Below are 14,291 nucleotides of genomic sequence, written 5' to 3'. Positions count from 1 at the left end.
TGGGTCAGGCCACCGCGACCACGTCGAGAATGCGCTGGATCACCCGGTCCTGGTCCACGCCTGCCGCCTCGGCTTCAAAGGACAGGATGATGCGGTGGCGCAGCACGTCGAACACGACGGCCTGCAGGTCTTCAGGGCTGACGAAATCACGCCCAGCCAGCCAGGCATGGGCCCGGGCACAGCGGTCCAGGGAAATGGAGCCACGGGGGCTGGCCCCGTAGCTAATCCACTCCGCCAGCTCGGCGTCGTATTTGGCCGGGGTACGCGTGGCCATCACCAACTGCACCAGGTACTCCTCCACCGCGTCGGCCATATACAGGCCAAGGATGTCCTTGCGGGCGGCGAAAATGGCTTGCTGGCTGACCCGCCGTTCCGGCTTGGTTTCCCCGTTAAGCGCTTCGCCACGTGCCTGTTGAAGGATCTTGCGCTCCACGGAGGCATCGGGGAAGCCGATTTTCACGTGCATCAGGAACCGGTCCAACTGGGCCTCGGGCAGCGGGTAGGTGCCTTCCTGTTCGATGGGGTTCTGCGTGGCCATCACCAGAAACAGGGGGGACAGTTCGTAGGTGCTGCGCCCTACGCTCACCTGGCGCTCGGCCATGGCCTCAAGTAACGCCGACTGCACCTTGGCGGGCGCGCGGTTGATTTCGTCTGCCAGCACCAAGTTGTGGAATATCGGCCCCTGCTGAAACACGAAGCTGCCGGTTTCAGGCCGGTAGATTTCAGTGCCGGTGATGTCCGCTGGCAGCAGGTCTGGAGTGAATTGGATGCGGTGAAACTGCGCCTCTACCCCCTCTGCCAGCTCCTTGATGGCTTTGGTTTTGGCCAGCCCCGGGGCGCCTTCGACCAGCATGTGCCCGTCAGCCAGCAGCACGATCAGCAGCCGGTCGATCAGCTTGTCCTGGCCCAGAATCTGGGTAGAAAGAAAAGTGCGCAGCGCGATGAGCGCGTCACGGTGTTCCATCGGCGGGTTTCCTGACGGGGAAGCGAGGCACCCAGGCGGGTGTCGAGGGCCAGCATTTTAATGCACCCGCGCGGTAAAAGGTATGGCACTGGGCAAACAGCCCCGCGCAGGCCTCTAGCCGCCCGTCATGTTCATGAACCGCACCACCTGAACGTCGTCGTCCAGGCGGAAGTCGTGCTTGAGCGGTTTGAGCGCCATGGCCTCGATAATGGCCCGCTCCAGCTTCTCGGGCTGGCCGGGGTTGGCCCGCAACACGGACTTGAGGTCCATGGAATGCTCATTGCCCAGGCACAGCAGCAGGCGGCCTTCTACCGTGAGCCGGACCCGGTTGCAGGTGGCACAGAAGTTATGGCTATGGGGCGAGATAAAGCCGATTCGGCTGCCCGGCGCGCCGGCGACGCGCCAGTAACGTGAGGGGCCATGGGTGGTGTCGGTGGCAGGCACCAGGGTAAAGCGCTCGGCGATGCGCTCGCGCACCTGCTCGCTGGAGAAGAAAGCTTCGGCACGGCTGTGCTCGGTAATAACGCCGAGGGGCATTTCTTCGATGAAGCTGATGTCCAGCCCGCGGTCGATGGCGAACTGGACCAAGTCCGCGATTTCGTCATCGTTGCGGCCTTTCATCACCACGCAATTGAGTTTGGTATGGGTAAAGCCCACAGCGGTGGCCGCGTCGATGCCAGCGATGACTTGGTTGAGGTCACCGGTGCGGGTCAGTTCCCGAAAGCGGGCGGGGTCCAAGCTGTCCAGGCTGATGTTCAGGCGGCTCAGCCCTGCATCGCGAAGCGGGCCGGCCAGGCGGCCCAGCTGGGAGCCGTTACTGGTCATGCACAATTCCTGCAGGCCGGGGAGGGCGGCGATCTTCGCACACAGCTCCACAATACCGGCCCGCACCAAGGGCTCGCCGCCGGTCAGGCGGATCTTGCGAGTGCCCAAGGCCACAAAGGCGCGGGCCATCTCGTGCAGCTCTTCCAGGCTGAGGATGCGTGCCCGCGGCAGAAACTCCATGTCCTCGGCCATGCAATACACACAGCGGAAGTCACAGCGGTCCGTGACCGACATCCGCAGGTAGTCGACCTTTCTTGCATAACTATCGGTAAGAACCCGCTGTGCCATCTAGGCCTCGCTGGTGGTGGGGTCGGGCTGGGCCAGGGATTGGCTGGCACGGCCGGAATAGGACACAGAATACGCCAGGCCCACAAAGACAGCACCCCCGACGGCGTTACCTAACCATACAGGGACCATATTGGCGAAAAAGGCCGACCACTCCATGGCACCGGCAAAAATGGCCGCTGGCAGAATGAACATGTTGGCAACCACGTGCTGGAAGCCGATGGCCACGAACGCCATGACCGGGAACCAGATGGCCAGGACCTTGCCTGCCACGTCACGGCTGGCAAATGCCAGCCATACGGCCAAGCACACCAGCCAATTACAGCCGATGCCGGAAATAAAGGCCTGCTCGAAATTGGCGGCGGCCTTGGCATTGGCGATGGCCAGGGTTTTAGCCAGATAAGGACCTTCGGTCAGGCCAATGATATGGCCGAACGCATAGGCAATGAACAACGCCCCCAGCAGGTTGGCCAGGGTGACCAAGACCCAGTTACGCAGCAGCGCCGTTACGCCAATACGCCCTGAGAACAAGGCCATGGGCAACGTCATCATGTTGCCGGTCAGCAACTCACCCCCCGCCAGGATCACCAGAATCAGCCCCAAGGGGAACACAGCGGCGCCCAGCAGGTTGCCAAAGGAAGCCCAGGGCGCAGGGATCATGGTGCTGACGTGGATATCGAGCAAAAAGCCCAGGGCAATGAACGCCCCAGCGAGGAAGCCCAATACCATCACGGTGGTTGCAGGCAAGTGGGCTTTCTTCGCACCGGCTTCGACAGCCAGGGCGGCAATTTGCTGTGGAGTATTAAGAGACATGGAAGGCTCAAGCATTGACAGGCCAGGTTTGACGTGGCGGTTACCGATGAGCATCCTGCTGCGGCGAGCATGTGAGGGCATATTGGGCATGGCTGCGACACCATGACCCTTGACGCAGACACGTTAAGCGCTAAGGCAGGGGCCGTCTAATTGCTTCTAACGATAGGGTGATAGACCGTGTTTATGGGGGAGGGGTTCAGGCGGGTTTTTGTGGGGATGGGGAATAGGTGACATTCGTCGACGCACGTAGGTGAGGAAAAGCTTAACTCAGTGTTCGGGATCGGTTGACCACTACACTCTCACCTCCCATCCAAGGACTGATTCATGACAACACTCATCGATAAAGTAGCAAACATTCATACCATCAGGACCGGCCCAGGTAGCGTGCTGTTGGACCTCACCGGAGACAGTGACGGCGCTGCAACCGTTACCCTACTGCCTGACGGTAAAATTCTTGTCGGGGGCTACAGCTACTACCCCATCGCGGGGTATTCAGGCTCCCCGGGTGATGAAAGCCGTGCCAGCCGTGGTGACTATTCGCTGGTTCGCCTTAACGCCGATGGCAGCTTGGATACCAGCTTCAGCCATGGTGGGGTTGACCTGGTACCAGCGCGTGTCGACAGTGAATCCGATACCGACCTGGTAATGGTCATACAAGCCGATGGCAAGGTGGTGTCTGCTCAGTCTGGGCGTGGAGGCATAACGGTACAGCGATTCAATACGGATGGCAGCCTGGACACAACCTTTGGCCAGGCAGGCGTAACCACTGTCGATAGGCCAACCAACTACGATGATGGTGTGTCCCTGAGGGCCAATCCCGATGGCACCCTCTACCTGAGCCTGCGTGGAGAAGCCGAAGCCACCGTGACCAAGCTCGACAGTAGCGGCAACCTGATCAAGGCTTTTGGTGAAGGCGGGCAGCTCACGCTCCACCCTAAGGGTGAGGATTACGTTAACGGCAATATTTCCACCAGCCTACAGGCTGACGGCAGCGTGGTATTGGGCAGTTGGCTCTACGAGAAGCTTGTAGACACTAATGGCAACCCTGTCAGTGGGTTGGTAGACCCACCGTATGCCATCGAGCGCCTTACAGCGGACGGCACTCCCGATACTCGCTTTGGTGACAAGGGTGTGGTGTATATCGACAAGGCCCTGGTGGACGATTACCACTCGGAACTTACCGTGCAGCCTGACGGAAAGATCCTTCTCGTGGGCGACAGTCATAGAAGCCACACAGCCAACATCCTGCGATTGAACGCCGATGGGTCTATGGATACCAGCTTCGGCACAGGCGGCGTGGTGGCCTTCGACGTTACCCCCGATGGTTCCAATCACCCCAGTTCTGTTCTCGTACAGCCCGACGGCAAGATTCTGGTCGTCGGCTCCAGTTCGCTATACACCAGCAATTCGGATTTCGGCATCATCCGCCTGAACCCAGACGGCAGCCTGGATAGCAGCTTTGGCAGCCAGGATGGCCAGCAGCATGTAGACGGTTCTAATAATCAGGACTTCTTACGAGGCGGGGATTTTGCCGAGATCATCCATGGCCATGCAGGCGCGGACCTGCTGCAAGGCAATGGCGGCCGTGATGTACTGCTCGGTGGCGAAGGTGCAGATATCTTCCGTTTCACACAGATCAGCGACAGCTACCGTACCAAAACTGAAACCAACAGCGACCGTATTCTAGACTTCGACCCGTCCCAGGACCGTGTCGACCTGATCAGCTTGGGCTTCAACGGTATCGGTGACGGCCACAAGGGCACCCTGGCGGTGCAAGCCAACGCAGACGGCACCCGTACCTACCTCAAGAGTTTTGACGCTGATGCGGCAGGGCATCGCTTCGAGCTAGCCTTTGATGGCGACTTGGTCAGCCAGTTGAATAACACCAACCTGGTGTTTACCCCGCCTACCGTAGAGGGCACCTCAGGCAGAGATGTCATCATCGGCGGCGCATTATCGGAGATTATCCATGGCGGGGATGGGAATGACGATATCAACGGCGGCATTGGCGCAGACATCATCTGGGGTGGCGCAGGCGCGGATCGGTTAAACGGTGGCGACCCTGCACAGGCTAACCTTTACGACCCTACCTACCAAAACGCAGACACCTTCCTCTACACCTCGGTTGGTGACAGCTACCGCACCGATAGCAAGAGCTTTGCAGATTTGATCGTCGACTTCGCCGACCGTAGCGACAAGATCGACGTGTCGGCCTTGGGTTATACCGGGTTCGGCGACGGCACTGGGCATACGCTCAAAGTGGTCTACAACTACCTCGCAGACCGCACCTACATCAAGGATCTGGAGGCGGACGCCCTAGGCCACAGGTTCGAGATTGCCCTAACGGGTGATTGGGAGGATGAGCTGGACAGAAGCAACATGATCTTCGCCCCCGTTACCGCCGAAGTAACCCTGGTGGGGGTGGCCGATGTTAACCAGGAGCAGTTGCAGGGTTAAGGGAAATTGATCACAGGTTCGGCGCTTGTGTGGGAGCGAGCGTAGCGCGCAAATACGATTTACAAGCTACCGCTAAAGTAGCTTGTAATACCGTACGTGCCAGCTTCGCTGGCTGCTACAACGGCCGCAGGGCGGGTTGGTGATTCTTTGAGAACACCTCTTCGCCTATGGTTTTAATTTGCCCGTCGATCAGCGCTTTGAAAAGCGCCAGTAACCGTTGGAACGAAACTGACGCTTCGAGGCTTCCAGTGCTTGAACAATGGCTTCAAGGGGTAGACAAACTCGCCTTCTTAGGCGCCCTGCGCAGGCGATAGCTCGAAAGCGGCGGTGCTGGCACACCTACTGGGGATTTGCTGTCGCAAGCCAAGGGATGCCAGCTAGGTGAAGATTCAGATTTAGAGAGCCGCTATCGACCCAAAGCGGTCATCCACCACACATGACTATTGGAATCATGCCCTCACGTGATTTATCAGTGCAGCAGATAGGGCTTTAGCGTTAGACGATTACTTTACCCACCCCGCGACCATTTAGCAGCCGTACTCATTTTTACAAGTTAAAAGGTTTGTGATTGCCGCCATTGTTTCGAGACTTCCCGCCACGTGGGTACCACACGAAAGAATCCGGTACGCGGGGAGGCGCTTGAAAGCCGCTTTCTAGAGCTGCTGAGTGCAGTGGTGATGCAGGTCATCCGAAAAAGCTGACTGTTGCTCGGATACCGTTGCGCTTATGTGGACTGCGACCGTAAAGCGGCCGCACGTAAGCTACAGTGGAAGCTCCCACAGCACTTTTAAAGGATTCGATCGTGGCAACCTCTCCAAGCAACACCGTGACGACCCCAATCACGCGCACAGCCCCCGGCAGCATAATGATCCAGCTGAGCGGCATTGGCGCCCCTAATGAAAGTCTTAATATTCAAGCCGACGGCAAGGTATTGGTGGGGGGTTATAGCAGCTACGTCGACGAGGGTTATGTCGGTGGCCCTGGGGAGTATCCGTATTCCATCGCGTTGGAACATTCGGTCATCCGGCTGAACGCCGATGGCACCCTGGATACCCATTACGGCACAGGTGGCGTCGATATTTTCGACCCCGCAAACGGCGATAAGGTGCCCTATGACTCGGATTATGGCCCTGAAGCTAGGGTGGCCGTACAAGCCGACGGCAAGGTGCTTTCAGCCTACAGCAGTAGGGATGGCTTGACGGTGGAGCGTTACAACGGCGACGGCAGCCTGGATACCCGCTTCGGCCAGGGCGGCGTATTGACCTTGGACGTGCCCCATGTGTATGACGGTTACGGGTTGACCATCAATGCCGATGGCACCTTCTACCTCACGGCCCGCAGCGAGACCCAAGCCACCGTGACCAAGGTCAGCGCAAGCGGAACGCTGATCGATGGCTTTGGAAATCACGGCGAGCTGAGCATCAGCTCCTCGGAAACATACTACAGCGGCGATGTCAGCAGCCATGTACTGCCCGATGGCGGGGTGTTGCTGGGCAGCACCCTCTATGTAGGGGGCTACACCAACCCTGATAGCGGAGTGACTATCGCCGGCGATCCGCTGTACAGCCTGGAACGCTTCAAGGCCGATGGCAGTGTGGATACCCGGTTCGGCGACAACGGCGTGTTGCATTTCGACAAAGCCCTGGGCCTGAACTACTTCTCAGCCGTGACGGTGCAGGCCGACGGCAAGATCCTGGTTGTCGGGGACAGCTCCAACTTTCACGTGCCAAACATCATTCGCCTTAATGCCGACGGGTCTTTCGACGAGAGCTTCGGCAACCACGGCATCGCCGGGTTCTCGGTATTGCCCAACGGTTCCAATACCGCGACTGCGGTCACGGTGCAAGCGGATGGGAAAATCCTGGTGGCCGGGCAAAGCACCGATAGAGGCGTTACCGGCGCCAGCATTATCCGCCTCAACGCCGATGGCAGCATAGACACCACCTTCGGCAGCCAGGACGGCAAGGCTCACTTGGACGGCTATGCTGGCAACGATAATTTGTTAGGCACGGGCAGCGCCGAGATCATCCACGGCCAGGCTGGCGATGACGTGCTGCAAGGCAATGGTGGCCGCGACATATTGCTGGGCGGGGCCGGCGCGGACATCTTCCGCTTTACTCAGGTGAACGACAGCTACCGTACCGCGACCCAGAACGCCAGCGACCTGATTCAGGACTTCGATGCCACCCAAGACCGCATCGATCTGATCGGCCTGGGCTTCACCGGCATTGGGGATGGCCGTCACGGGACCTTGGCCATTCAAGCGAACGTCGAGGGCACCCGCACCTACCTCAAAAGCTTCGAGGCGGATGCTTCTGGCCACCGTTTCGAACTGGCCCTGGACGGCAACCTGGTGGAGCAGTTGAACACGAGCAACCTGGTGTTTACGCCGCCGACTATCGAAGGCACAGCGGGGCGTGATGTGCTGAGGGGCAGCGCGCTGGCGGAGATTCTTGTTGGCGGTGCGAGTAACGACCGTATCGACGGCGGCGCCGGCAATGACGTGCTGATCGGCGGCAGCGGTGCGGACTGGCTTACCGGCGGCGAAGGCAAGGACGTCTTCCGCTATACGTCCACTGACGACAGCTACCGCACCGCCAATCAGAGCTTCGTGGACCTGATCGATAGATTCGAGCAACGCCAGGACAGTATCGACATCTCGGCGCTGGGCTACACCGGCTTTGGGGACGGTACCCACGGCACTTTGAAACTCGCCTATGACCGCCAGAACGATCGCACCTACCTCAAGGACCTGAACGCCGATGCTCAGGGTCATAGGTTCGAGATCGCACTCACTGGTTATTGGCTCGACGACCTCGACAAGGGAGAGGTGGTGTTCGCCCAGCCGCAGGTGACGTTGGTCGGGGTGGCACAGGATGTGGAGCAGCAACACCTTGCAGGGTAGCGGCCGCTAGTCACGTATCTAGGCGTAGCTGGCATTCTCAAACGGGGCCTTTATGGCCCCGTTTCAGTTTCTTGCTCGCGTTGGCTTTCGAAGTCCGCTTTGGGTCGATTGCAGCCTGTCGCCACCGGCAGCAATCGACTCGAAGCGGCCATTTGCAGAGCGCATTCCACAGTCGAAGCAATCTGTCATCTATATCCCTCGCGCATCGACCTAGGTCTTGGACACGAAAAGGACCCAAGCCGCAAGCTAAAGGCCGATGCGTTGGCTTTAAATTGCGGCCCGGGGAGGCCGCTCAGGAAGGCTCCGCTTGGCCCCCCCCTAGCAGATGTAGCTCGGTGCTATCAGAAGCGAAAATGAAATTGCCTGTGCTGAGGGTTTGTTGGTAATCACCCTTCAACTGCACCTGGAAGTGATGGCCTTCGCTATCGGCCTCGTTGGACGTCAGGACGGTTCGATGATTGGATGAGTTGTAACTGACCTTGAGGGTGTTGTCGTTTCCATCTCCAAGGCCAGTGAAGCCCAAGGCGGATACATCGATGCGGTCCACCGACACCAGCAGGTCGGTAATGATGTCCGACGCCCCCTGGTAGCTGTCGCTGACGCTGTTGTAAACGAAGATATCAGCGCCGGATCCCCCCGAGAGCGAGTCGGCGCTACCGTTGCCGATCAGCACGTCATTTCCCGCCTCGCCCGTGATGTTGTCGAAGCCATCGTCTCCTGTCAGGCGTTGGCCCACTTGCCAGTCATAGGTGACATCGACCGGGTTGTCAGGGTCAGGCACGGAGGGTGCGAAGATAAAGGCATCGTTGGACGAACCACCAATGGAGCCGATGAAAGGAACACCCAGGGTCGTCAGCGAGAAACGGTCGCCGGCGGCATTGGCGTCCAGTGACTCGATGGTGGTCAAGCCCGTTGCCTTGTCGTAGCTTTTCAGCAGAGTGGTGCCATGACCGTCGCCCAGCCCGGTGAAGCCCAGGGCCGACACGTCGATACGGTCACCTTCGCCCTGATAAGCGTCTAGAAGAAGATCCTGCTGCCTGATGCCCGCGGCATCGTTGACGTAGCTATCGGCCAGGGTCTTGTAGACGAAGGTATCGGCGCCGGCACCGCCGCTTAGGCGATCCGCTCCAGCGTCCCCTTCCAGGCGATCGTCGCTGGCGCCACCCCTTAGCGTGTCATTGCCACCTAGCCCCACAAGCAATGCTCCGCGAGGGTAGGCATCGATGATGTCCGCCTCTGGGGTACCGACCTCGCGGCCAAAGAAGTTCGCGTCGGTCAGGCTTGTTCGGTAGTCACCGTTCAAGGCCAGCTTGAAGCGATAGCCGTCGGCATCCGCATCAAGGCTCTGCAGGTAGGTGGTGTCGTTGTCGCTGTTATAGCCGAGCAGCAAGGTGCCCTGGTAACCATTTCCCAGGCCTGTGATACGCAAAGCGGCAAGGTCCAATTGGTCATGGGCGGTATCGAAGTCCAGGATGCGGTCATGGGTGTTGCCCGCGTCGCTGGCGTAGCTACCCTGCCGGCGGCTGTAGACGAACACATCGTTCCCGGCACCACCGCTGAGCCGGTCCGCGGCCTGGCCCCCTTCAAGCCTGTCATCGCCCGCCGCGCCATCGAGCTGATCCCGGCCGCGTCCGCCGACCAAGGCTTCCCCGGCCCCAGTGCCAAGGATGCGGTCGGCCTTGTCGCTACCTATCAACGTATAGGCCGGGCCACCCACAGAGCCATAGATGTGCGTGTAGTCAGCACCGCTGACCACCAGGCCCAGCTGGGCATGGCTGATCTGGTTGCCGTACACGTTGCGGTAATAGTCAGCAGGTTGAGCGTGGCTATCATCCAGCCCATAGGTTGCGTTGTCGCCACCGACAATGGTGTTGTCGATCAGATTGAGGCTAGGGTCGCTTCCAGTTGTAACGCCCTGGGCATTGGTGTATTCGCCGATGCGGATTTCCGCCGCCGGGCCGGCTTGGGCGTTGTCGTGTACATAGTTTTGATACAGCCCCTGCCGGAAGGTGCCAAGTACCGCGATGCCTTCGGCGCCATTGCCATGCACATCCACATTGCTCAGGGTACCGTCCTCCCACCCGCGAATCTCGATGCCGGCCCCGCCATTATTGTAATACTGGCCGCCGACGATCCCGAACTGTTGGTACATGTCAGTGTGAGCGGGACGCTCTACCCCAGTAAGCACGAAGCCGTTGCCCTTATTGTCGTGAGACTGGTTATTGCTGAAGGCCCCGGAGTTCGACGCACCGGAAGCGACTACCATATCGAAGCCGTCGCCACCGTTGTGGTAGGCCTGGCTATCGGTAATGGCCATCGAGTCGGCCCGAACGGCCTGGGTCTGGAATTGCGTGGTGAAGCCGTCGCCGTTATTGTCATGGGCCAGGCTATCGGTCACCTGCGCGTAGTCTGTGAGCGCCTGAGCGCGCAGGCCGTCGCCGCTGAAGTTTCGCAACTCGACGCCCGTCACGAGCAAGCCGCTGGTATGAGCGGTACCACCGGCCTCGCTACCGGTGACGATGCCATCCACCGTCCCGCTGGTATTGGCCTTGTTGCCATCGAGCGTCAGGTTGCTGATCTTGGCATCGGTGGTGTTGACCTTGGCCGAAGTATGGATCAACCCGTCGATGTCACCGCTCGAGCCATCCGCGAGCTTAAGGGTGGTTTCTCCCAACCGCTCCCCATTGAGGGTGACCTTGCTTTTGAGCGTGAGACAGCCGCCGTCGCTGTTGGGGCCAGTGAGGATGTAGGTCCCCTGCGGCAAGAACACCTCGCCGCCGCCGGCTTTATAAGCGGCGTCGATGGCCTTCTGGATCGCCTGGGTGTCATCGGTAACGCCGTCGCCCCTGGCGCCGAAGTCGAGCACATTGAAAAAAGTAGCCACGTGAACTCCTTGGTAAATGAAGCGGGGGCCGCGCGACCACATACTGAGCGGATGATAAATGACAAGCTTTTAGGACTTAGCATAGGCGCGCCAGTTCACCACTCGCTATTATGGCGTATCCCTGCGCGACGCTGCAGGCCCGCGCTTTCAGCATGTAACATCGTGAAAGGCTTAAGCAGCCTTACAACGTTGCTTGTGACTGTCCTTTATAGATTGCAGCGAGCAGCCAGTTTGTGCCGGCACTGACCGGCCGCTTTGGGTCGGTAGCTGCTGCTGGTGATAGGCCGCTACCGACCCATAGCGGACCTTCGCAAAGCGCAGCTAACCGCCAAAGCGCTTAGCTACCTTCATCCCTCGAAGCGACCTAGGCCTTAGACGCTAATACATAGTCAAGCCGCTTAAGGCCGATACCCCTTGGCTTTAGTTCACGGCTTGGTGCGGTCCCTTAGGAATGTTCGGTTTGGCCCGCCCCCAGCAAATGCAGCTCAGTGCTGTCGGAAGTGAAGATGAAATTGTCTGCGCTGAGGGTTTGTCTGTAGTCACCCTGCAACTGAACTTGGAAGCGGTGACCTTCGCTATCAGCCTCATTGGATGTCAGTACAGTTCTATCTTTGCTAGCGTTGTAACTGACCTGGAGGGTAGTGCCGTTTCCATCCCCCAAGCTGGTAAAGCCTAGGGCAGAAACGTCAATGCGGTCCACCGATACAAGTAGGTCGTAGATAATGTCCGCCGCGCCGTTGTAGCTGTCGCTAACCCTGTTATAGACGAAGGTGTCGGCACCGGAGCCTCCGTCGAGCACATCGGCGGCGCCGTTACCGATCAGTACGTCGTCGCCAGCTTCACCACTAAGCACGTCATAGCCGTCATCGCCCACCAGGCGTTGGCCGACCAGTTGGCCATATTCGACGTAATTCAGGCCATCAGGGTCAGGCATGGAGGGCGCGAAGATAAAGGCATCGTTGAGTGAGCCACCGCCAAAGAAAGTGCTGAAGGGAATACCCATGGTCGTCAGCGAGAAACGATCGCCAGCGGCATTGGCGTCCAGTGACTCGATGGTAGTCATATGGGTGGTGTAGTTATAGCTCTCCAGCAGGGTGGTGCCGTGGCCGTCGCCCAGCCCAGTGAAGCCCAGGGCCGACACGTCTATAAGGTCACCTTCGCGTTGGGCCGCATCCAAGAGTACATCCTGCTGTTTGATGCCGGCAGCGTCGTTGACGTAGCTATCATTCAGGGCCTTGTAGACAAAGGTATCAGCGCCGGCGCCGCCACTAAGGCGATCCAACCCGGCATCGCCTTCCAGGCGGTCGTTGCCGACGCCACCGCTGAGGGTATCGTTGCCGCCCAGCCCCACCAGCAGCGCGCCGCCGTCCCGAGAGGCCTCAATGATGTCTGCGTTGGCTGTGCCGGCCTGTCGGCCAAAGAAATTCGCATCGGTCAGGCTCGTGCGATAGTCGCCACTCAGGGCAAGCTTGAAACGATAACCGTCGGCGTCTGAATCCAGGCTCTGCAGGTAGGTGGTGTCGTTATCAACGTTATAGCCCAGGAGCAAGGACCCTTTGTGGCCATCGCACAGGCCGGTGATACGCAAGGTGGCGAGGTCCAGCTGGTCATGGGCGGTGTCGAAATCCAGGATGCGGTCGTGGGTGTCGCCTGCGTCGCTGGCGTAGCTGTCCTGTCGACGACTGTAAACGAACACATCGTCTCCAGCACCGCCGCTGAGCCGATCCGCAGCCTGGCCCCCTTCAAGCCTGTCGTCGCCCGCCGCGCCGTCGATCACATCCCGACCACGGCCGCCAAACACCGATTCTTCTGCCCCCGTACCCATGATCCGATCACCCTTGTCGCTACCGATGAGGGTATAAGCCGGCCCGTTGATGAAGTCATAAGTGTTTGTATAGCTGGCACTGCTGGTCACCAGGCCGAGCTGAGCATTGGTGATCTGGTTGCCGTATACGATACGGTACTCGTCGCTAGGCTTGGCGTGGCTGTCGTCCAGGCCGTAGGTAGTGTTCCGGCCACCGACGATGATGTTGTCAATCAGGTTGAGCTTAGGGTCACTCGCAGTCGTGCCCCCCTGGGCGTTGGCGTATTCGCCGATGCGGATTTCCGCCGCCGGGCTAGCCTGGGCGTTGTTGTGCACATAGTTGTGATTCATTATCTGACCGAAAGTACCCAGCACCGCGATGCCCTCGGCGCCATTGCCATACACATCGGTATTGCTGACGGTGCCGCTCCGATAACCGCGTATCTCGATGCCTGCACCACCGTTGTTGTAGTACTCGCCACCGACGATGCCGAACTGTTGGTACATGTCAGTGCCAGCGGGGCGCTCTACTCCGGTAAGTACGAAGCCGTTGCCTGTATTGTCGTGCGCCTGGTTATTGAGGAAGTATCCGGTGTTCCGCACGCCAGAAGCGGCTACGACATCGAAACCGTCGCCCCCGTTGCGGTAGGCCTGGTTATCGGTGAAAGCCATGGAGTCGGCCCGAACGGCCCGCGTCTGGAATTCTGTGGCAAAGCCATCCCCGTCATTGTCATGAGCCAGGCTATCGCTGACTTGCGCGCCATCCGTAAGGCCTTGCGCACGCAGCCCATCGCCGCTGAAGTTACGCAGCTCGACCCCCGCCACGACTAACCCGGTAGTGTGAGCGGTACCGCCCGCCTCGCTGCCGGTAACGATGCCATCCACCGTACCGCTGGTATTGGCCTTGTTGCCATCCAGCGTCAGGTTGCTGATCTTGGCATCGACGGTATTGGCCTTTGCCGATGTATGGATCAACCCGTCGATATCACTACTCAAATCGTCTGCAAGCTTGAGAGTGGTTTCCCCCAACCGCTCCCCGTTGAGCATTACTTTGCTTTTAAGCGTCAGGCAGCCGCCGTCACTGTTGGGGCCACTCAGGATATACGTACCTTCTGGCAGGAACACCTCGCCGCCACCGGCCTTGAAGGCGGCATCGATGGCTTTCTGAATGGCCTTGGTATCGTCAGTAACGCCGTCGCCCTTCGCGCCGAAATCGAGCACATTGAAAACAGTAGCCACGTGAACTCCTTGAAAAATGAAGTAGGGTCCGCGCGACTACATACTGGGCGGATAATAAACTGCAGCCTGCTAAGACTAGGCCACGGTGTCGCGGTTCAGCGCTTGCTATTGCGCA

At 59.2% G+C, this 14,291-nt stretch carries 7 protein-coding genes; 2 read left to right on the top strand and 5 right to left on the bottom strand.

Translation table 11 applies throughout. The annotated features are described in order from the left end of the window. Nucleotides 1-4 precede the first annotated feature (4 nt). From ACSAMW_RS05875 to ACSAMW_RS05865, 3 genes are all read right to left on the bottom strand, one after another. Nucleotides 5-964 carry an AAA family ATPase gene (locus ACSAMW_RS05875; RefSeq protein ID WP_168083694.1) on the bottom strand — a complete coding sequence of 320 codons (960 nt, stop codon included), beginning with the start codon at nucleotides 962-964 and terminating at the stop codon, nucleotides 5-7. Between the two features lie 114 nt (nucleotides 965-1,078). Then, on the bottom strand, nucleotides 1,079-2,077 hold the full coding sequence (gene moaA / locus ACSAMW_RS05870; protein ID WP_500593110.1) for a GTP 3',8-cyclase MoaA: 999 nt from the start codon (nucleotides 2,075-2,077) through the stop codon (nucleotides 1,079-1,081). After that, entirely contained in the window at nucleotides 2,078-2,887 is an 810-nt protein-coding gene (locus ACSAMW_RS05865; RefSeq protein ID WP_500593109.1) for a formate/nitrite transporter family protein, read from the bottom strand. Between the two features lie 324 nt (nucleotides 2,888-3,211). On the opposite strand from ACSAMW_RS05865, the gene ACSAMW_RS05860 reads away from it, so the two are divergent. After that, nucleotides 3,212-5,344 carry a M10 family metallopeptidase C-terminal domain-containing protein gene (locus ACSAMW_RS05860; RefSeq protein WP_500593108.1) on the top strand — a complete coding sequence of 711 codons (2,133 nt, stop codon included), beginning with the start codon at nucleotides 3,212-3,214 and terminating at the stop codon, nucleotides 5,342-5,344. 802 nt (nucleotides 5,345-6,146) lie between these two features. Further along, a complete protein-coding gene (locus tag ACSAMW_RS05855) occupies nucleotides 6,147-8,249 on the top strand; it encodes a M10 family metallopeptidase C-terminal domain-containing protein (protein ID WP_500593107.1) in 2,103 nt (700 codons plus the stop codon). Nucleotides 8,250-8,541: 292 nt separating this feature from the next. Here ACSAMW_RS05855 and ACSAMW_RS05850 read toward each other — a convergent pair whose 3' ends face one another. Together ACSAMW_RS05850 and ACSAMW_RS05845 are read right to left on the bottom strand one after the other, a co-directional pair. Beyond that, a complete protein-coding gene (locus tag ACSAMW_RS05850) occupies nucleotides 8,542-11,133 on the bottom strand; it encodes a M10 family metallopeptidase C-terminal domain-containing protein (RefSeq protein WP_500593106.1) in 2,592 nt (863 codons plus the stop codon). Nucleotides 11,134-11,578: 445 nt separating this feature from the next. Beyond that, nucleotides 11,579-14,176, bottom strand: coding sequence for a M10 family metallopeptidase C-terminal domain-containing protein (locus ACSAMW_RS05845; protein WP_500593105.1), 2,598 nt, complete (start codon nucleotides 14,174-14,176; stop codon nucleotides 11,579-11,581). Nucleotides 14,177-14,291 lie beyond the last annotated feature (115 nt).

The sequence above is a fragment of the Pseudomonas sp. AB39(2026) genome (assembly GCF_059831485.1).
This window is presented reverse-complemented; position numbering and strand designations above follow the sequence as displayed.